Source organism: Listeria farberi, assembly GCF_014229245.1.
Lineage (GTDB): Bacteria > Bacillota > Bacilli > Lactobacillales > Listeriaceae > Listeria > Listeria farberi.
The window spans coordinates 142,069-163,195 of the sequence record NZ_JAARZJ010000005.1; the positions used below are offsets into that span (position 1 = coordinate 142,069).

Sequence of the window (21,127 nt, forward strand, 5' to 3'; positions counted from 1 at the left end):
AGGGACATGGACGGTATAGTCGCGGGAATTGTGTGTTTAAGCATTTTATATTAGACGTTAAAGGGATAATGGGGCTGGCAAATATAAAGAGCGAAAAAGAGAAGAAATCGAAAGTTAACCGAAAAAATGAAATAGAATTCTTTCGACGAATTTCAAAGAGAGAATAGAAACTAACTATGTGCGGGAACAAGTAGTCTAAGATGAGGGAGAGAATCTTAGACTACTTAGTGTACATTAGGAGTTTTGGGTCATTAAATACTACAATATGGAACAAAGACAGGAGAACAAATGAAAAAAATCATCCTAAGTTTATTCGCAGCAGTATTTTTACTATCCGGATGTTTCAATATGAATGAGAAAACAGAGCAAGAGAAAGCGCAAGAAGGTACTACTCCTGTACAGGATTATGTAGGTCAAGGATTTTCGTTTGTGGACGGGGAGAAGTCGGCAGAACGAGTGAAAAAGCATGAGGAAGAGATAAAGCAAGAAGCGATAAATTATATGCAAACAAAATATAAAACAGATGTGAAAGTAAATAATGTAGTGCCAGCACGTAATGGAGCGGTTGTTATTGTGGAAAGCGAGGCACCAATTCAGTTTACTACTTCTGTTATTGTAAAATTTCTCCTTAATAAAAAAGATGAGATAGGAAGCGGAACGAGTGATGAAGGGACAGTTGAACAAGCGATTGTAGGTGGATTATACGCAAAGGCATATGTAGAAGAATTCAAACATTTAAATGAATTTACAGAAGAATTAGCCCAAAAATATGATTTATTAGGTTATACAGAAGAAGCTTTAAGTAAAACCTCACCAAGTGGTTATCAGTGGAAGTATTATTTTGTTACAGTTTGGCATGATGATTATTTAAGCCCTTATGAAGCCTATTTAGCTAATCCAAACATTTCTGCGGAAGAGTTACGCATTCTGTTTAACAAAGTTGATCCTGAAAGCAAACATATTTCTATCCCAATGGCTTTTTTCTCAAAAGAAGACAAAGTACCTAAGCAAAAATTAGCTGATAAAATTGCTGAAGAGGTTAAGCGAGAAGAAGGGATTCCTAAAGGGAGTTATATGGTTACGTTGTATAAAAATTTTATTGTAAACCGAGTTGGTTTACCAGATGGAGAAAATGTAGAAGTAGAAAATATAGTTAAATAGGAAAGGTGAGAACATTAATGACATCACAGCTAAATACTTCAGATATAGATTTAATTGAATTAAGTGGGAAATGGGTTTATAGGCATCCCGATAAAGGTGAACGTTTAAAAGTGAATGGAAATAACTATGTAGTTAAAGCAGGTGAATACAACAAATCTTCTGGTCTAGACTATATGATTGTCGAAAATGCAACCACAGGCGAAATCAGCATGGTCTTCGAAGGCACCCAAGGCACCCAAGATTTCCTAACAGACGGCACACTGCCTGGCTCCATCCCTAACACGCAATTAAGAGAAGCTGACGCAGCATACAAAAAGTAAAGTCAAAAATACACTATTAAATAATTATGTTGCCTCCAATAAAGATAATATAGCTATTATCTTATTCTGATATAATGTAATTTGAATAGTCAAAGATAAAGAAGTAAAACTTAGACCACTTAATATACATAAGGATTTTTAGGTTTGAGAAGAGTTTTTTAGTTCAAATGCGATAAGCATAGTAGTGAGATTTTCTGAGGCACTGAAAGAAAAGTATAGAAGAAAAACACGAACTAAAAGTACAAAACACAAAAGATTAAATAACCACTACCTTAAAAAAACATCCATGTTAATTTTCCTCGCACCCCCAATCCCCACACCTGCTATACTAACCCCATCCTAACAAATGGAGTTGAAACCAATGACAAATAACTTTAAAAAACTAAAATCCCTACACGAACTACCCACCCCACTAATCCTCTACAACTGCTGGGACGTCGCTTCTGCCAGAGCCATCCAACAAGGCGGAGCACCAGTAATAGCGACAAGCAGTTATGCAATTGCAGAGTCACTCGGCGCTGTGGACGGGGAGCATTTAACTTTTGACGAAATGTCTTTAATTGTTTCACGCATTGCCGCGAATGTGAGTTTGCCGCTGACCGTCGACATAGAGACTGGGTATTCCAGTGATTTAGAGGGACTGGCTCAGAATATGGAGCGGTTGCTGGCGATTGGTGTTTGTGGCGTGAACTTGGAAGATCAGCTTATTGGTGCTGCAAATCCGGGGTTAAGCAGTATTGAGGAGCAATGTGATAAAATCAAGACAATTAAAGAAACAGCGGCGAAAATGAGTACGGAAATTTTTATCAATGCACGTACAGATGTTTTTTTCCAAGGGCGGGATGAGACGGTAGACTTGGTGGAAGAAGCGATTAAAAGGGCAAAGGCATACAAGGAGGCTGGGGCGGATGCTATTTTTATTCCGGGTCTGTTATCACCAAAATTAATTCGCGCATTTGTGGAGGAATCGCCACTTCCGGTCAATGTTATGAGGATGGATGGGATGCTCTCAAACGAGGACTTACAAAAAATCGGTGTGAAAAGAATCAGCTATGGACCGTTTAGTTTTTTTCAGGCTAATTTAGCGATTCAGCAGGAAGTTGAGCGGATTTTCGAAGGAGGGGGAGCCTTATGATAACAAATCAGCGGGATATTGATAAATATTATGATATGTTAGTGGAGAAAAATTCTAATTATGAAGGAGTATTCTTTGTTGGAGTAAAAACTACTGGGATACTTTGTCGCCCAACGTGTCCGGCGAAGAAACCTTTAAAAGAAAATTGTGAGTTTTTCAGTACAGCAAAGGAGGCGCTACTTGCATCTTACCGGCCTTGCAAGCGTTGTGAACCGCTCTCCAATCCGACGAAATTGTCTCCAGCTGTGAAGTTACTTGTCGATGCAATTGAGAAAAATCCAGAGAAAAAGTGGACGGATAAAGATTTTGATGAGTTATCCATTAGTGCAAATACGGCGCGGCGCCAGTTTAAGAAGCAGTTTGGGATGACTTTTATTGAGTATGCGCGGTCGCGGCGGCTTGGACTTGCTTTTAAGCATATTCGGAGTGGGGATTCAATTATTAATGCGCAACTTGATAGTGGTTATGAGTCTGGAAATGGGTTCCGAGATGCTTTTTCAAAAACGATGGGGGATGTTCCTCATAAATCAAAAGATATAACGATTTTGTATTCTGCTTGGATTGAAACTAAGCTAGGTTCCATGTTGGTAATTTCCGATGATGATAAATTACTTCTGCTAGAATTTGTTGATCGGAAAGGATTAGAAACTGAAATAAAAAAGCTGCGAATGCGATTGAAAGCAGCAATTTTCCCTGAAAAAACAGCCGTAATTAAACAAGTAGAAGAAGAATTAGGAAGATATTTTGATGGTGAACTAGTTGATTTTAAGACACCAATTCGTTATATCGGTTCTGAATTTCAACAAAGTGTTTGGAATGAACTGCGACGAATTCCGGTAGGCGAAACGATTTCGTACAAAAGTTTGGCAGAAAAACTAGGGCGGCCAACAGCGAGTCGAGCTGTGGCAAGAGCAAATGGGGCTAACCAATTATCCCTCATCGTCCCGTGTCACCGGGTAATTAATAGTAACGGAGCATTAGGAGGTTACGGCGGTGGTCTTGCCCGAAAAGAATGGCTAATTAAACATGAAAAGATGGTTCCAAAGTAACGCGGAACCATCTTTTTTCAATTATTTAACCCGTATTCCAAATAACGGCATCAAGGCAGGAGCATGTGAATAATCAATGCTCACGCCCTTCAAATCTTGCGGCATCGCAGTGATAGACTCAAAAATGCAAGAACTAAGATCAATACCATTTAGCGCACAATTCAAAAACTGAGCTTTATTCAAGTCAAGTCGTTCCAAATAGGTATCTACCAGTTGAGCCCCGCTAAAATCGCTATTCGTATACGCACCCGCCTCAAATGCCACCCATTTCAAGTTAGCATAACGAAAGGCAACATAATCCGCATAACAATCAACAAAAACGCAATTTCTAAGCGTAGCATCACTGAAATTCACACCAATTAATTTACAATTTTCAAAACGTACCCGGTGAATAACGGCGCCCATTAAATCTAAATTCGACAAATCGCAATTTTTAAATACAACATCAGTCAAATTCGCGCTTACAAGAGAAACCGAATCAAAAACACAACCATCAAAAACAATCGTTTCTAAATGAAAATGCTCGAAAATTTCCCCGGTTAGTGTCGTTTTTCTAAAGATTTGCTCACTAACTTCTCCAATATCTTCAATAAAATATGTATCATTCGGATAAACCGTCAAATCCCCATCAGGAATCCGCGGCGCAGTAATTTTTTTCATGATTTTAAACCTCGCTTCCGCTTCTATTATATCGTATTTTGCTAGGAAAAGGTGCGTAAAATCGTTTACCTTTCATAAGAAACGGATTACAATGAAATAAGGGTAAAAATGGCACTTGAGGAGTGAATGAGATGACAGCAAGCGTATTTGTAGCAGGAAAATTACTACCAGAAACGATGGAAGCTCTAGATAAATGGGATGTGAAGGCTTTTTCAGGTGAGGAAAATATTACAGAAGCAGAGTTAATAAAAAATGTAACGGAAGTGGATGCGATTATTTGCCCGCTTTCTTCCCCAATTACGGCAAAAGTATTGGAATCGGCAAAAAATCTTAAAATCGTGGCGAATATTGGCGCTGGTTTTGACAATATTAATGTAAAAAAAGCGCAGGAGCTGGGCATCGCGGTAACTAACACACCGGATGTATCCACAGAAGCGACGGCGGAATTAACTCTCGGATTGATTTTAGATGTGGCGCGAAGAATTTCAGCAGGTGACCGTTTATGTCGTGAAACACCTGAGCAATTTAAAGGATGGGCACCGACATTCTTTTTAGGCACGGAATTAAGCGGTAAGACGCTGGGAATTATAGGTTTAGGAAGAATCGGTCAGGCTGTTGCAAAACGCGCGGCTGCTTTTGGAATGAAAATCATTTATTCTGGGCACCACCCGAAAGAAGCAGCGAAACAATGGGATGCGGAGTTTGTAAGTCAGGATGAACTATTAAAGCGCAGTGATGTTGTGACAATTCACGCAGCATATAGTCCGAGCTTGAAACATTTGTTGAATGAAACTACACTTAATACAATGAAGTCGAGTGCTTTTTTAATTAACGCGGCTCGCGGTCCTGTTGTAGAAGAATCTGCATTAATTAATGCGCTCGAAACAGGCGTTATTGCTGGTGCTGCGCTTGATGTATTTGAATTTGAACCTAAAATTGGAGCTGAACTAGGCAAACTAGAAAATGTCGTTTTAACGCCGCACATCGGTAATGCAACCATAGAAACCCGCACAGAAATGGGACGAATGGCGATCTCGAACGTCGAAGCAGTTTTAGCAGGAAAACAACCACTACATTCCGTTTACTAAGTTAAGAAACACAGTCATGGTAAGGTGCTGTGGCTGTGTTTTTACACCAAATTATGGTATAATATTTTTTGTCGGAATACGACGAGGGTTGTTAGCTCAGTTGGTAGAGCAGCTGACTCTTAATCAGCGGGTCGGGGGTTCGAAACCCTCACAACCCATTTTAGAGCCCCAACGCTTTGTGGGATTTAAGAGTTTTTGTTTTTCCTCAAAAATGGCCTGGGAGACCATAAAGAGACCATAGAAAAACTTGATTCTATGGTCTCTTTGTATGTTTGCTTATTAAAGTTAGTTAAAAATACCTAAACTATTAAGAATAAAATAGCTTCGTTTTTAATGAAGTAGATGGATAGATAAGCTAGGAAATGCTGTGTATAACTGAGTGAAAATATAATCATATATCAAATCTATAATAGGGAAAAGTAAATTGGCTTAGTTTTTTAGAAGAATATACATCTCCATATAACTTGATGATAATGGTAAAATGTAGATTTATAATGTCCGTCTTGAATCTAAAGGATAGGACTTTTTATGTAAGAAATCTTATCCGCTAAGTTTCAGTCAAATAGAAGTAAACGGTTACTTCTATTTGACTGAAATGATGAAAGAGACCATAGAAAATAAGATTCTATGGTCTCTTTACATGGTTTATTCATTAAGTAGATTAAAGGTATCTGCGGCTTCTTGATCAACTTCTTTTAAAACGTGAGCGTAAATATTCATGGTTGTTTGATAATCTTTATGCCCTAGGCGCATTTGAACGGTTTTAACAGAAGCTCCGTTTGTTAGTAGGTAGGTGGCAGATGTATGGCGTAAATCATGGAATCTAATATATCTTAAATGATGCCTTTCAATAAATCTTTTCCAGCGCTGTCTTAAGCTACTAGGACGTAAAGGTTTGCCAACTTCATTGGAAAATAAAAAGTGATGATTATTCCATTCCCATAGATTACCAGCCATTTTTTTATCTTCTAATCGGGAAGAAATATATTTTTTTAATAGCTCATTAACAAACTGTGGATGCGAAATAGTTTTAGCGATACCATTCTTGGTTGTATTTTGAACTTTGATTCCTTGTTTATTTAATTCAATAATAGTTTGTTGGAAAGTAGTGGTAGATTGTTGTATATCAATATGCGCTATTTCTACAGCGGCAATTTCTCCTTCTCTTGCTCCGTCAATAACAGCAAGATACATGATAAGTTGCCAGTCAATAGGCTCTTGCTTAATAGCATTCATTAACTTTTTAAATTCTTCTATATTGTAGTTATCATTTCTTTTTTTGTTGGTAGCTCCTCTTGTTTGTATTTTTAATTTTTCAGCAGGATTACTTTGAATAAAGCCCCATTCAACGGCAGTTTTGAAGACAGATTTTATTGCAAAAAGTATACTTTTTTGCGTGCTGAGGGATATTTCTTTCTTGCCTGTGTCAGATTGATTTGTGTGTTTATCACGCCTAGAAATATCATTGATAATATTAACGATGAAAATGGGTTTCACATTGGCGAGTTGGGTTCCACCGATTTTGGGGATGAATCTATTTTCAATAATACTTAAGTAGAGTTCGGCAGTTTTAGGGGCTTTATTTTTTTGTATATGCTTTGGAAACCATTCATTGTAAACAAAATTGCTAAAAGTGATTTTTTCAGGTGTAAAATAATTGATTGCTTCCATTTCGGAAATAAAGTCATTTAATTCTTTTTCTCTAATTCGTCCATTTTTAGAATAAGTCATTTTTGCTTTGCGAATAGGACTACCATTTTTATCATAACCAATAGTAACCCGCATTCGCCAGCCATTTTTATATATTCCAATGGTGCCTTTAAGTCGTTTCATAATAAGTATCCTCCTAAGGGGAATGTAAGTTCTTTTATGGTTGGGAAAATTTTATGAATATTTGCATATTATAAGGGATACCACATTCTTGGGTGATGCTTTCAGTTGTTGTGTCATAAATTTTTTCAGTAAGTCTGTAAAAAGCTAATAATTTCGTAGCGAATTCATTAGCTTCACGCTCATATCGTCCAAGGACTTGATATGTAGAATATTCAATGAAAAACTGGCTATTTTCTTCGTGAAGTAAACAATGCCCTAGCTCATGTGCACACACGAACATTCTTTTGTTTTCTTCAAGTTGTTTGTTCAGAATAATGTGTGTTTCATTCAAATAATCAATAATAATTCTATCCCCATCTATAGTGGAAGGAAGTTCTCTTTCAGTTACAAAAAAGCCAAGAACGTCAGCAATCTCATAAGGATTATTTGTATTAAGTGAGTTAACTAAATCATTCACAAGATCGGTAATATATCTACTCAATAAAAATACTCCTATCTGTATGGTGTTTTCATTCGATATTAACTAACCTCTATTTTTCTTTTTGTGTTCTTCAAGGCGTTCCCAGAATAATCCTTCGAGAAATCCCTTTAATTGTAATTCATCTGCTTTGGTGAGTTTTACTCCGCTGTAACGCATTTCGTGATTAGATTCAAGGAATTTACCTAGTTCTAAAATATCTTGCTCATTTGCCCATTCTGGAGGATTAGTATCTAAATAAGGGTGTTCTGTTCTTGCTAAAAGGTAATCAGTGGAGACATTGAAGTAATCTGCAACTTTTTGTAATTTATCTGAAGAGGGATTATTTTTTTTCCAGGAATATATAGAGTTTTTACCAAATCCTACTTCTTCTTCCAAGCGAGAAACCGTAATCCCTCTTTTTTTACAAAGTTCTTTAACTCTTTCAAACGTAGTCATAGCAACCATCCTTAGTAACTTCAAACACGAAATTAAAGAAATGTGTAGAAAAACTTGTTGACGATTAAATAAATCTTTAATATAATGATTGTAAGTTAAATATTCCGCTCTAATGCACAATGAAAAAAGCATGATGAATCAACGTTTCCCGACGTTTTATAGATTTCATTGCGTTTATTTCGGTATGTATATATTCTACAATATTCTTTAATTTTTGTCAATTGAGTACGGAATATTTAACTAATTTAATAGAAAAAGTGGTGTATATGAAAGAAGTGATGAGAGTGAAAGAAGTTGCTGAATATTTAGGTGTTAGTGAACAAACAATTTATCATTGGAGTATCTATGCAGGATTGCCAAGCCGGAAAGTCAATAATCGCATTCGCTTATTTAATCGAACACAAATAGATGATTGGGTATCACAGGGGTTTAATTTGATGAAACAGTAAGATAGAGAGGATGTTCCTGATGAAATTAGATAGGTGCTTAATGGAGATAGGTGTTAAATATACTCCTACAAAACAAGAAGTATATTCATTAACTATAGTTGAAGATAATTTAGATGCGGCAATAAAATTCGCGAAAAGTAAAACCATTATGAATTTAAAGCAAAAAAATTTTTCTTTTGAACGCGTTTTTTTGCGAGGTTATAAGTACATCGGTTCGGAAGAAAGAACGAATTATGATTATTTTGTAGAGTTGAAACAAAAGGGAGTAAGGCAGAAGAGGATTATGCGTCAATTAAACTTAAAGTATCCAGAGTATCTATATTTTGATAACTTCTATCAAGGCAAAACCAAAAAACTTACATATCAAAAATATTTATACGTTAAAAACTTTATGAAAGATGATCAGATAAGAAAGAGATATAAAATTCCAAAAATCGAATTTGAGCGATTCTTAAATTCACATCTATAACAAACGCTTAAATATCTATGGGGAGCACTTCAATAAGTTAGTCAATCCGTTTTAATTTATTGCCCCTTTATCAAGATGCATGCGGCTCGCTAGTTAGATGACACGAAACGATATAGTTTTAACTTATCGTGAGAAAACATAAGCGGTTGGGCGGTTTCTTACAAGCTTTTTAGTTTATAGATTAAAAGGGGATTTTATGTGTATGTGAAGAAATAGAAAAATAAAAAGGTAGTGGATAGTTGTCTGATAAAAGTTCAAAGACACAGAAAACAAAATCTCCTTAATATAAGCAACTAAAAAAACAAGAAAAAGTGACAAGTTAGTGAATTTTTCAATAACGATTTCTCTCTATTATCAGATGATGTATACTAAGGATAGAGAAGAGAATGTAAAAGGCCTACGTTTGGACAGAGGTAGAGCGGAAACTCTATCTTTGGCCAAAGGAAAATCCCTTATATAGAACTTATTAGAAATGGCAGAGGTTATTCCCCGCTCTGCCCAAGCGTAGCTGGTAAAATATTGCGGCTTTGAAAAGAACGGCGCAAAAAAGCTATCTTTAGACAGAGATAGAGCGGAAACTCGAATCTCTGAGCTTAAAACACAGTTTTTTCAAAGATATGGCAGAGGCATTAGCTGTCTCTGTCTAAGGGTAGCTAATAGAAAGTAAGATAGAAGCATTTTTTATCTGTAAATGTAAATATATACAGTTGCGTTTGGACAAAGGTAGGGCGGAGAATCTATCTTCGGATAAGGAAATGCTCTTAAATAGTCGTTTTTGGAAAAGGCGGAGGAGTTGTTCCCCCCTCTGTCCAAGCATAGCAAAAAAGAAACCATACTTATCAACGATGTAGAAGTGGTGTTATGAACAGGTAGAGGATAGGGTAGATGAGTCGCTTCCTGGGAAAGAAATGATATAAAACCACTTCTATGTATATTTTGAATACGAACAAAATATTATCAAAATTAAATGAATATTTTTACAGTTTTAGAGCTTATGTTATTGTGAACATTAATAAAATCTCGCAGTTACCTTTAGACAGGGATAGAGTGGAAACTCGAATCTCTGAGCTAAAGACCACACTTTCTTCAAGACATGGCAGAGGCGCTCGCTTTGCTGTCTCTGTCTAAGGGTAGCTAATACAAAACAAAGATAAAAGTACTTTTCATTAGTAAAATAAATACATACACATGTAGCTGCGTTTGGATAGAGGTAGAGTAGAAACTCTATCTTTGACTAGAAATTCCTTAGTAAAACATTCTGGCGGAGGGTGGCTGTTTCCCCTCTGTCCAAGCGTAGCTACAATGGAAAAACAAATACATGATTGTGATAAATAGAACAAATAAAAAAGAGAAGAGATGAAAAAATGGATAAAAAAAGAAAGTTTATGATTGGTGTGAGTATCGCCATTGGAATAGTGATTTTAGGAGGGGGTGCGCTTGGGTTTCACTATCATAGTGTAAAAGCTGAAGAAAAGAAACAAGCAGAAGCGCAACAAGCCCAAACGAAAAAGCTACAACAAACCATTCAAACCTATCAAAAAGAAGTAAACGCCTGGTATGCAGACGATAAAAAAGAGAGCTTACAAAAAGCGACGACAGAAAAAGAAATTACTTCGATGGAAAGCCATTTAGAAAAACTGGAAGGTAAAGAGATGTCTGTCGATACAGCGGCGAAATTAAATACGCTCGTGATGGATGTTGGCTATGCTCGTTCTATGCTCGACGCGCAAACGAAAGTGGCGAGTCTATTTGATGGAACAGGAGCGTTAGTAGAAAATGCGCAGCTAGAAGCAGCGGAAAAAGCCGTGAATAAATTAAAAGAGGTAAAATCAGTCTTCGTAGAAGCACAACAAAAACGACTAACGGAAGCGAAAAATCAAGCGAAGACGATCGAAGAAGCAACGAAAGCAGTCAATGCTTTATACACCAACGACAAACGAGAAACAGTGCAATCGAACGTAACGGAAGCGAATTATACGACCGCAAAAACAAAGGTAGCGTCGATTAAACAAGCGAAAGCGAAGAAAACGCTATCGGATGCATTAGCCAAAGTAGAAGCAGTGCTGCAGAAACAGAAAGAATTGGCACAACAACAAGCCACAGAACAGGCAGCGAATACGAACGATAATCAAACAACTAGCGACGACAATGCAACTTCTACTGGTGGAAATAAAACAGCGAGTAGTTATTCACCAGCTAGTGGAGATAGTTCTAATGGAAGTAGTAGTTCGCAAGCAGGTAAATCTTCTTCCTCTTCTGCGAAGAGTGGAAGTAAATCTAGTGCGTCTGCAGGTAAATCGAAAAGCTCATCTGGCTCTTCTAAAGCAAGTGGAGGTGGTTCTGAATCGGATGGTTGGTACTCCAAATATGATGATTTAAAGCCAGGAGATAGTTGGACAGGGGAGTCGACTGATAAAGGATATATTAATGGTAAAGATGGGAATACATGGGGAACAGGCACTTGGTAATATGAAATAAAACTAAATAAAAAAGACACTTTTCAATCGTGAAGAGTGTCTTTTTTTGTACAGAAAAGAGGTGGAAAGGATGAAAATTCGTTCTCCAACAGGATTATATACAGAATAAATAAACTATAAAAATACAAATTTGGAGGTAATTTTAACTATGTATAAAAATTTAAGTAAATGGCTGTCGTTGTGTTTGGCAGCCATTATTTTTGTGTCTACTATTTTAACACCTTCTCACCAAGCCCTTGCGGCAGAGTTTGGAGAAGGACTAGATGCCAGTCAGATTTTCAGTTCTAATGGCACAGAGAAAACAGAAGCGGAAGAAGAGGCATTGAAAAAAGGCGTTTTAAAATCTAAAAACACTCGTGCTTCAGCTACAGTTGTTTACTTGGGACAAGTCAATTATGGTGGAAGTATTGTGGGTCATTTTGAAGTGGATGGGGAACAGGCTTTTTGTATTGAACATCCAAAACCAACTCCGCCAACAGGGACTCCCAATAATGGAGGAACTATTTACAATAATGATCAAATTGCTGCTACTTTATATTATGGGATTAATGGAGATGGGAATATCTTTGGCTCAGACTGGGCACGAGGAACCGTGGTCACATCATTAGTACTAAGTGAAATGTATATGGGCTCTTATCAAGGGGGTTCTAGTATTGCAGGTTATGCTGAATTGAAAGCGAAAGCTCTCGCAGGTGATTATCCGGATTCAGCTGCGAATTTCTCTCAAACTACTGTAGATTCTGAAATCAATAGTAATGTTCAACGAAGTGAAACGATTAGGTTAAACGCAGATACGCGTAATAGATTCTCCTTTTCGTTACCGAGCCAGGTCACTTTTAAGAATGTGACTACAGGGCAAACACAAACAGGTGGAACGGTCACAATCAAAGGTGGCGATTCTTTTTATCTGACAGCTCCCCTAACGTATAATACTAACTACGTTTCCGGAAATTTACGTGGTTCATTAAAAGAATTTTCTCCTATTTTATATCGAATGACGAATGATAGCTATCAAAAATTGGTAAAAGGAAGATGGTATGATCCATCCTTCACTATCGCATTTACAGCAAAATTCAGAGCACGTACCGGTTCTGTAGAAATCACGAAAAAAGGGTCGGATGGTAAACTCTTACCTGGCGCACAATACGATGTGAAAAATAGTGCCGGTCAAGTGGTCGCACATGTGACAACGAATGCGAACGGAAAAATCAAAGTGAATGATTTACTCCAAGGGAATTATACCGTCACAGAAACCAGAGCGCCAGCCGGCTATACCATTAACCGTACACCACAAAACATCACGATTACTGCTGGTCAAACGGCGTATATGACGTTTGAAAATAAACAAGTATTTTTCCAAGTGAAATTGAAAAAACAAGATGCAGAAACAGACGATGACGCGCAGGGAGATGCGACGTTGGTAGGTGCGCGATACGGCATTTACTCCGATGCGGCAGCGACGGATCTATTAACTGAAGTAACGATTGGGACTGATTTAACAGCTCTTTCCAATAAAATCGCCTTAAATGGCGCTTCTCGCACGGTATATGTAAAAGAAATCCAAGCGCCGGTTGGCTATAACTTAGATCCAACCGTGCATACCGTTCGTGTGGATCAAACAAATGATACCACCGAAGTCTTTGTGGCGAACGTAACGGCTAGCGATCGCGTGATCAAAGGTGGATTTGATCTTATCAAATTCGCGAATAAACCATTACTACAAAGTACGCTTGCTAGTCTTCCAGATGGCCAAAAACAAGCGCTCGTTGGTGCAGAATTCACAGCGAAACTAAAATCGACGGGTGTTGTCGCACAAACGCAAACAACGGATCTCGATGGAAAAGCATCTTTCCAAAACCTTCCATACGGAACCTATGTGGTGAGCGAAACCGTGACCCCAATCGGCTACAAGCCTGTCGCAGATTTTGAAGTAACCATTTCTGAACAAGGGCAACAATTCCACTATATCTTAGAAGATAAAGTCATCGAAGCGAAAGTAAAAATCGTCAAAAAAGACAAAGAAACAGGGAAAGTGATTCCACTCGCTGGCGCGACATTTAAAGTGAAAGATAGCGAAGGGAACTTTATTTCGCAACATATTAACTACCCTACAGAAAGAGATTTAACCGAGTTTACCACTGCGGCTGACGGCACGTTGGTGTTACCAGAAACGTTAGTCTACGGCGATTACACCTTAGTGGAAGTGAAAGCGCCGAATGGTTATTTACTTAACCGAGAAGAAATCAACTTCACTATTAGTGAGGAACATGATGGGAATAGGATCACGCTAGCCTTCAGCGATATGGCTGCGAAAGGAAAAGTCAAAGGAGTCAAAACCAAAGAAGTGATCGATACCGCAAAATCCACACAAGATAAAATTGTGTACAAACACGTTCCTGCAGCCGGTATTAAGTTTAATATTGTCGCTAAAGAAAACATCGTAACTCCAGATGGTACGGTTCGAGTGAAAGCAGGCAAAGTAGTGGATCAGGTGACCACTGATGCGAAAGGTGTTTTTAAGTCCAATAAAGAATTATATCTCGGCAGTTATCAATTAGTGGAAACCAATACACCAAAAGAATACCGTGATTTAACGCCGGTATCCTTCCAATTAACGTATAAGAATGACCAAACAAACATCGTTTGGGCCAACGTATCCGTTCAAAATAAATTGAAAAAAGGTACCGTGGAAATTTCTAAAAAGGATCTCACGGGGGAAGAAGAACTACCAGGAGCGACGCTAAATGTGAAAGGGAAAGACATCGATGTGACATGGGTTTCTGGTAAACAAGCGAAGAAATATACGCTTCCTGAAGGCAATTACACGCTAACGGAAAAAATTCCTAATCCAGGCTACAAACTGAATACTAATACTATCACATTTACGGTGAAAGATGGGAAAGTAACAAAAACAGTGATGCATAATGAAAAAATCCCAACGCCAATGAAAAAAGGATTCCTACCAACGACAGGGGATAGTTCATTAGATTTACTATTATATAGTTTAGGAACGATTCTTCTTGCGCTAGGCGTTTATTTGCTTGTGCAAAATAGAAAACAGCGTTGGAATAAAGAGTAAGTAAGCATAAAGAAAATAGGAAAAGAGGGGAATAGCGCTTCCTCTCTTTGTCCAGGAACTTTATTTCAAAAGGAAAGGAGCGAAGGAATGAAGAAAGAAGTAAAGAAAATTCAGCTCACCCTCTTTTTGCCGAAAGATCGAAAAAACCTAACGAATCCGAAACCACTACCCAATTTTCAAGTAACGGTCTGTATTCCTACCCAATTTAATGAAGCGGACTTTATTAAAGCTTTATTCGAATTACAGCGACTGGCACCTAAAACAACGGTCCTCCTTCAGACAAAACAAACCAAGAAACAAGTGCCTATTCCGTTACGGAAAATCGAATATATTCATTTTAGGAAGTATAAGGCGTATGAGAATGAGTATGAATTAATTTTTGATGAAGCCGATTATCAAACATTGCTTTATGCGATGAAAAAGCAGTGTAAAGAAATGGGCGTTTTGTAAGAAGGATTATTCCTACGACTGGAAAATAGAGGAGGTGGTGTAAATGAAGGAAAAACAAACATATACGAAAGCAGAACGCAATAAGACTAAAAGTCTATTCAATCTGTATCTGGAGTCAGAAGGAATCGATAAGGAAGATGGCTTACATGAAATCATTCTTCAGTATCTGGAACAACAAACGAAATACGGTATTAGTGAGCGAGATCGACCTCATTTAGAACGACTCAGAGATTTACAGAAACAACTACATGCAGAAAAGAACAAACATCATTAATTAAAAGAGGTGAAGGAAAATGGAAAAATTAACTACTTTATTCATTGCGTTGATTCGTATCGTACAAGGCTTAGGTGGTACGTATGCAGCATTAAAATTATCGTTGTATGGTATAGCGTACATGCGTAAAAATCAACAAAAAGTAGAAGAAGCAAAAGAAGGCATTATGAATATCTTTATTGGCTTAGCGATTGTTATCTTGTGTGAAGTTATCGTTAATATTGTTAAAGGAGCGATTGGATAAGGAGGAAAACCGTTGTTTACGATTCGATTTGAGGTAGAGAAGAAAGTTCGAAAGCTGCTTCGTCCCATCATCCGAGGAGGAGTGGACTATGAACTTCGGACATGTAACACTATTTTACAAGAAGCAGAAGAAACCTTGTTGGAGAAAGGCATTTCTTCTCTTCTTTCTTACCATATTCAAGAACTAACTATTCCAGTTTCTTTTCGCGCTTCGGTGATGTTGGGCGAAGGACGGCCAATGAACATTCTTCTTTTAGTGAATCAAACGTTAAATACTGTTTTCACCGATAAACCAGAGGAAGAAAAACGTTCCCTTATTCAATTATTAGAACAAGCTTTCTTAGAAGAGGAAGTACGGCCTATACCAGAAGTAAAGCTGGAAAAGAAAGTAATCCCTGAAAGCCCACCACCTATTCCCATCGTTGAAGTACAAGAAGTGCTTTCCGCAACACAGATAGAGGAAACCAAGCTGGAAAAACCAACAAAACAATTAAATAATCGACCAAAAAAAAGAGAAATCCAATTACGCATTAGTCGATTCTCTTCTTTTTTTACTTTATCCAGGAAAGGCTGGATTATTTTAGCCAGTGTCGTATTGCTTTCTTGTAGTATGATGCTATTTTTATTACTTCCTTCAGAGAAGACCAAAATGGAAGATGATAAAAAAACACCTAGCTTTGAGACGTTGATGAAAGAAGAAAAACTTTCGGAGATAGCTCATTATTATCCAGAAGAATGGGAACCAATTCGCCTAGTGTATATTCAGGATGCGAATGTACGAGCGTTACAGGAAATGAAACAAGTAAAAGCTTCTGTGTTATTGGAGATAAATATTGCTTACTTTGAAAAAAATTATGACCAGGTAATTCCGTTATATGAAGCTAATAAAGCGTTAAAATACGCTCGTATTGATTATGCATTTGTTGGCTTTTCTTATTTGACGAAAGGAAATATACAACAAGCAGAAGTCTTAAATTTATATGCAGAGGATTCTGATTTAAAAGCCTATATTGCCGACTACAAATTAACGCAAAGTATGGTGGTGGAAACCAAACAAGTACTTCAACGAAAGGATATAACGAAAGAGTTGCGAACAGAGCTTGAAACAAAGTTGAAAGAAGCAGAAAAACATTTACAAGATTACCACAAAGGAAAGGTTGAGGTGGAAAAAGATGGAGAAAAAGAAACGCTCTAAGAAAACAGTGCCCTACACCGTTGTATCTTCTCTGGCAGTTATTTTAGTGGCAGGAAGTATATATGCGTATACAGGTATGAATAATGAATCCACAAAAAAAGATAGTACACCAAAAACAACAATGAATGATGGAAAGGGAAGTAAGGCTACTCCCAATACAAATCGTAAGGATGGGAAGAACACGAATCCAACACTTGGCGCAGTCATGGCAAAAGTAGAAGAAAAAGCAGCTACTACAGGCGTTACGAGAAGCGCTGTTGTAGCGAATTCACCAGTAGAACAAATCCTTCAAACTTTAACAAAAGTTCCTGACAAGCCTCCTGCGTTGTCAGAAGTAGCGTCTGTTACTCCAACTATTCTTCTGCCAAACAATCCAAAGGAGGAAAATACATCGCCTAGACCTGTTTCACCAGAAATACCGATAGTGCCCCCAACCCCACCAACGACACTACCGGAAGGACCATCGGGGCCAGTTACTCCGGAAGAAACGAATGAAGGACCAACTATCTATGCAGAGAATCAAGAAATTTCCATTGGTTCTGCTTTTAATGCGAGTGATTATGCGACAGCAAGCGATGAAGAGGATGGCGATATCACTAGCGCAATACAAGTGACTGCGAATAGTGTGAACAACGAGGAAGAAGGATCCTATCAAGTAACGTATCATGTGGCAGATAGTCACGGTGCCTGGGCCGAAAAAACGATTATGGTGACCGTTACCAATGAACGTCCAGTCATTACGGCGACAGATCAGTCTGTTTCCTTAGACGCCTCTTTTGATCCACTAGAAAATGTATCCGCGTACGATGCAGAAGAAGGGGATATCACTACGTCGATTCACATCGTTTCGAACAATGTAGACACTTCTACAGAAGGGACATATCAAGTGACCTATTCGGTAGTAGATGGTTATGGAAAAGCAGCACAAGAAGTGACGATTCAGATCACTGTCAACAATGATTTACCGATTATTACGGCTACTGATAAGGTGATTCTTGTCGGAGAAATGTTTGATCCACTAGAAGAGGTTACAGCAAGCGATCGACAAGATGGAGACCTAACGAGTGTTATTCGTGTCCTTCGTAATGAAGTAGATACGACGACACCAGGAACCTATTCTGTCACGTATGAAGTAACAGACCGAAACGGAGGAACAGCGACTAAAACGGTAATCATTACGGTAGAGGCTCCACAAATTTAATTAGATTAGAAAGAGGACACTAAAAGCGTGTCCTCTTTTTTATGTTAGGAGAGGTTTTTATGGCAAATAATGGAAATGAATCAGGAACAACGCTAAGTTCTGAGCCACTCTTTCATGGTTCAACAGCGAATTTTGATCAGTTCGCTTATCAACAAAAGTACTCTGCAGGTATTAGTGGTCTTGCGTTCGGGATCTATTTAACAAACGATAGAGATACTGCGCTAGATTTTGCGCAAAATAAATACCTATACGAAGTGAATTCAGCTGTTTTAGATGGAAGAGCTATAGAGTCAACGGAAGTGACTTTATCCAAAGAAGACATAGCACATGTAGTGGAAGAGTTAGTGAAAAAAGAAATCCAAGAAAATGAAATATCGTATTTTTTCACAGATTATTTTGGAGAAGTAGCTGAGTTAAATGAAAAGGAAACATGGAATGAGCTGTATACAGACCTAACGAACGTGGTCGCGGAAGGCATGTTAGATCGAGCTTCTAGCGATGTGAATGTTGTCAATGAGCTATACGTTGCTTTTGGTGGAAAAAATTCGGAGAATGCGGCTTCTTTGTTAGGTGGAGCGTTAAAAAATATTGGGGTAACTCACTGTGTTCAAACTCGAAGATACGAACAAGAAAGAGCCATCCAAGAAGTGGTTGTTTTTCAACCAGATGAGCTAATCATTCAAGATAAAATGGATTTAGAAAAACGAAGAGAACAACAGCAATCTAAGCATGTGCAAAATGAAAAGGAGCAAGACATAAAACAAGTGGTACCTATAGTTATTCCAACAAAAAATAAACAGAAACAAAACACAGGTGTGTTGGAAGAACAATTAGAGCGATAAATAATGAATAAAAAGTAAGAGGACCAATTCTTAGGGTTCTCTTACTTTAATAATGGAGGTTATCGTTTGTATAAGGAGTACAAGCAATGGAAGCGAGTGTTTGCTCACCCCTTGTTTTTGACCGGATACGCAATCATCGCCTTTTTGATGGTGACAGCTGGACTTAACTTCCTTTTAGGAACAGCTAGAAATCTTCTGCAAGAAAGTCTTTCTACAGGTGGAGGACTAGGAAGTTATATAGAGCAAACTGTCCATAATACAGTAGAAGGGCAAGCTACAGCTACCACCAGTTCCCTTTTCCAAGTGAGTTATTTATGGACGTTTCAGTGGCAATGGTGGCAAGCATATCTCGTCGTTTATTTACTTGCAGCTTTTTTTATTGGCCGTAAAATCTATGTGAAACGGATGTCTTTCCGTAGTATCTTACTTGGCTTAAAAGGAACCATGCGGTGGACAACCTTAGATGAAATTAAACAGCAATATCATGCAATACCAACGAATCACCAGCCGTATGAAGGGAGCGCGGGCATTCCTATTATCCATTACGATGGATTCATTTACATTGATGTCAATAAAACGAATGCATTAATTGATGCATCTACTCAGTCAGGTAAAACAGAAACGTTTACGTATCCTTTTTTGGATAGTATTATGCGTGCTTCAGAGAAAGATTCTGTGGTTATATTAGATATCAAAGGAAACATTTTAAAAAATACCAAGGAAGAATTTGAAAAATTTGGTTTTCTAGTAAAGGTTTTTAATTTACTGGATCCTCATTTGAGTATTGGGTTTAACCCATTAGAGTTAGTGAAGAAAGCGTATTGGAAAGGCGATGTGGCTCAAGCCCAAATGCTCGCCCAAACGCTTTCTTTTTCTTTTTATAATAATGAAGAAGCCAAAGACCCTTTATGGCAAAAGGCCTCCATTACGTTGCTAAATGCAATTATTTTAGCTGTATGTGAAGAATGTAAAAAAGCGAATACACCGGAAAAAGTTACCTTATTTACTTGTGCTATGATGTTACTTCAATTAGCTGGGGATCCTGATGAAGATGGATTAACAGAACTGGATTATTATTTCATGAATTTACCCGATTTAAATCCGGCCCAATTATCCTTTGCGACAATTAAATTTTCAAAATCGGTTACGCGTAGTTCTATTTATACAGGGACGACAGCGGAGCTGCAAAAATACTTATTGGAAAATGTGGCCAAGTTAACAGCACAAAATGATTTTGATTTTGAAGAATTATCAGAAGGCGATAAACCTGTAGCTTTGTTTATCATACTCAAAGATTGGGATGACTCACTAAATGATTTGGCTGCTAGTTTCTTGTCCCAAGAAAGTGCTGTTCTATCTGAATTAGCTGTGAGATCCAAGAAGAGTAAATTATCACGAAAAGTGCATCATATTTTCGAAGAAATTGGGAATGTACCACCTATTCCTAATTTACCAAGATATATGGGGGTTGGACTTGAACGGGGATTATTATATTACCTGGTCATTCAAAGCTTTAAGAAATTGGAATCTGCATACGGAGAAAATGCTGCAGAGGATATGAAAGAGCTGTGTGGTAATTGGATTTATATTATGTCCGAATCACCAGATGACTCAAAAGTATTTAGTGAAAAACTGGGTAAAACTAGTGTTATTGCTCCTAATCGTAATGGTGATCCAATGAGTGAGGATAAGAGTTACGGAGAACAAGAGGATAGTCGCGATTTAATGATGCCAGAAGAACTAACTAAACTGGTTGAAGGAGAACGTGTCATCTTACGTACGAAAAAACGGCGTGATTTGAAAGGTAAAAAAGTTAAACCTTTTCCTATTTATGCTTCAGAGGATGAAGGTACCGCAATGTTACACCGTTATGAATACTTGCTGGATTATTTTGAAAAAGAGCTGGCCTTTGATGAATTAGGGTTAGAAAGCACGCATCAAAACATTCAGTTGGAAGATTTAATGCTGCACTTTACTACAGAAGAAAGTGCCAGTAAAGCGCCTGACAGCGTACCATTGAAAGCAGTTCCGGAAGAAAGGAGTGAATTTTCGATGAATGATGTAGAAGAAGTTCATCATACAGAAACACCTATTTCCAATGTCTTAACAAAAGATCAGTATAATTTTATCTCTTCCATGATTAAAGAAAACACGAGTAGTAGTGCATTTACGTGTTTTAGTGCGTTTGATACGATGGAAGAAATTATTACGTTCTTAGAAGCCCCAGAACACCGATTTATTTATGATCAAGTAAGTTATTTGGTTGAGAAAGAAGGTGCTTAATGG

The 21,127-nt window shown here is 37.8% G+C and carries 19 protein-coding genes, 1 tRNA gene and 1 pseudogene; 17 read left to right on the top strand and 4 right to left on the bottom strand.

All coding sequences use genetic code 11. The annotated features are described in order from the left end of the window. Positions 1-288 precede the first annotated feature (288 nt). The 4 genes and pseudogenes from HCB45_RS06210 (at position 289) to HCB45_RS06225 (ending at position 3,665) form a co-directional block, all read left to right on the top strand. Positions 289-1,161 carry a DUF1672 family protein gene (locus HCB45_RS06210; protein WP_185619260.1) on the top strand — a complete coding sequence of 291 codons (873 nt, stop codon included), beginning with the start codon at positions 289-291 and terminating at the stop codon, positions 1,159-1,161. Positions 1,162-1,178: 17 nt separating this feature from the next. Then, positions 1,179-1,478: pseudogene (locus HCB45_RS06215) on the top strand (SA1320 family protein); the annotation flags it as partial. A gap of 364 nt (positions 1,479-1,842) precedes the next feature. Further along, a complete protein-coding gene (locus HCB45_RS06220; protein ID WP_185619265.1) occupies positions 1,843-2,616 on the top strand; it encodes an isocitrate lyase/PEP mutase family protein in 774 nt (257 codons plus the stop codon). After that, complete coding sequence (locus HCB45_RS06225) at positions 2,613-3,665, top strand: bifunctional transcriptional activator/DNA repair enzyme AdaA (protein ID WP_185619267.1); 1,053 nt, start codon at positions 2,613-2,615, stop codon at positions 3,663-3,665. The genes HCB45_RS06220 and HCB45_RS06225 overlap by 4 nt, the downstream gene beginning before the upstream one ends. A 21-nt stretch (positions 3,666-3,686) precedes the next feature. On the opposite strand, the gene HCB45_RS06230 is transcribed toward HCB45_RS06225, so the two are convergent. After that, positions 3,687-4,325 (bottom strand): pentapeptide repeat-containing protein, encoded by a 639-nt coding sequence (locus HCB45_RS06230; protein WP_185319567.1) that lies wholly within the window; start codon positions 4,323-4,325, stop codon positions 3,687-3,689. Positions 4,326-4,456: 131 nt separating this feature from the next. Here HCB45_RS06230 and HCB45_RS06235 point away from each other — a divergent pair, with 131 nt between their 5' ends. After that, positions 4,457-5,413, top strand: a complete 957-nt coding sequence (locus tag HCB45_RS06235) for a 2-hydroxyacid dehydrogenase family protein (RefSeq protein ID WP_185619268.1) — start codon at positions 4,457-4,459, stop codon at positions 5,411-5,413. An 85-nt stretch (positions 5,414-5,498) separates the two neighbouring features. Further along, positions 5,499-5,571, top strand: a tRNA-Lys gene (locus HCB45_RS06240). Between the two features lie 487 nt (positions 5,572-6,058). Here the strand turns inward: HCB45_RS06240 and HCB45_RS06245 are convergent. From HCB45_RS06245 to HCB45_RS06255, 3 genes are read right to left on the bottom strand one after another with little or no spacing between them, the layout of a single operon-like run. Beyond that, the gene (locus HCB45_RS06245; RefSeq protein ID WP_185619270.1) at positions 6,059-7,246 is read right to left on the bottom strand and encodes a tyrosine-type recombinase/integrase; all 1,188 of its coding nucleotides are present in this window, start codon (positions 7,244-7,246) and stop codon (positions 6,059-6,061) included. 34 nt (positions 7,247-7,280) lie between these two features. Next, on the bottom strand, positions 7,281-7,727 hold the full coding sequence (locus tag HCB45_RS06250) for an ImmA/IrrE family metallo-endopeptidase (RefSeq protein WP_160132303.1): 447 nt from the start codon (positions 7,725-7,727) through the stop codon (positions 7,281-7,283). 42 nt (positions 7,728-7,769) lie between these two features. Further along, positions 7,770-8,162, bottom strand: a complete 393-nt coding sequence (locus HCB45_RS06255; protein ID WP_149042061.1) for a helix-turn-helix domain-containing protein — start codon at positions 8,160-8,162, stop codon at positions 7,770-7,772. 266 nt (positions 8,163-8,428) lie between these two features. On the opposite strand from HCB45_RS06255, the gene HCB45_RS06260 reads away from it, so the two are divergent. From HCB45_RS06260 to HCB45_RS06310, 11 genes are all read left to right on the top strand, one after another. Further along, on the top strand, positions 8,429-8,611 hold the full coding sequence (locus HCB45_RS06260; RefSeq protein WP_149042060.1) for a helix-turn-helix domain-containing protein: 183 nt from the start codon (positions 8,429-8,431) through the stop codon (positions 8,609-8,611). 19 nt (positions 8,612-8,630) lie between these two features. Next, positions 8,631-9,080 (top strand): hypothetical protein, encoded by a 450-nt coding sequence (locus HCB45_RS06265; protein ID WP_185619273.1) that lies wholly within the window; start codon positions 8,631-8,633, stop codon positions 9,078-9,080. Positions 9,081-10,444: 1,364 nt separating this feature from the next. Then, positions 10,445-11,548, top strand: coding sequence for a PilN family protein (locus HCB45_RS06270; protein ID WP_185619275.1), 1,104 nt, complete (start codon positions 10,445-10,447; stop codon positions 11,546-11,548). A 157-nt stretch (positions 11,549-11,705) separates the two neighbouring features. Then, entirely contained in the window at positions 11,706-14,636 is a 2,931-nt protein-coding gene (locus tag HCB45_RS06275; RefSeq protein WP_260508438.1) for a SpaA isopeptide-forming pilin-related protein, read from the top strand. An 87-nt stretch (positions 14,637-14,723) separates the two neighbouring features. Next, positions 14,724-15,086, top strand: coding sequence for a hypothetical protein (locus HCB45_RS06280; RefSeq protein ID WP_185619277.1), 363 nt, complete (start codon positions 14,724-14,726; stop codon positions 15,084-15,086). Between the two features lie 43 nt (positions 15,087-15,129). Beyond that, entirely contained in the window at positions 15,130-15,360 is a 231-nt protein-coding gene (locus tag HCB45_RS06285) for a hypothetical protein (RefSeq protein ID WP_185619279.1), read from the top strand. A 19-nt stretch (positions 15,361-15,379) separates the two neighbouring features. Beyond that, entirely contained in the window at positions 15,380-15,604 is a 225-nt protein-coding gene (locus HCB45_RS06290; RefSeq protein ID WP_185619281.1) for a hypothetical protein, read from the top strand. A 12-nt stretch (positions 15,605-15,616) separates the two neighbouring features. Next, positions 15,617-16,798, top strand: coding sequence for a hypothetical protein (locus tag HCB45_RS06295; protein WP_185619283.1), 1,182 nt, complete (start codon positions 15,617-15,619; stop codon positions 16,796-16,798). Continuing rightward, entirely contained in the window at positions 16,776-17,999 is a 1,224-nt protein-coding gene (locus HCB45_RS06300) for an immunoglobulin-like domain-containing protein (protein ID WP_185619285.1), read from the top strand. The genes HCB45_RS06295 and HCB45_RS06300 overlap by 23 nt, the downstream gene beginning before the upstream one ends. A gap of 59 nt (positions 18,000-18,058) precedes the next feature. Next, positions 18,059-18,841, top strand: coding sequence for a hypothetical protein (locus tag HCB45_RS06305; RefSeq protein ID WP_185619287.1), 783 nt, complete (start codon positions 18,059-18,061; stop codon positions 18,839-18,841). A 66-nt stretch (positions 18,842-18,907) separates the two neighbouring features. Further along, positions 18,908-21,124, top strand: coding sequence for a VirD4-like conjugal transfer protein, CD1115 family (locus HCB45_RS06310; protein WP_185619288.1), 2,217 nt, complete (start codon positions 18,908-18,910; stop codon positions 21,122-21,124). The last annotated feature ends 3 nt before the right edge of the window (positions 21,125-21,127 follow it).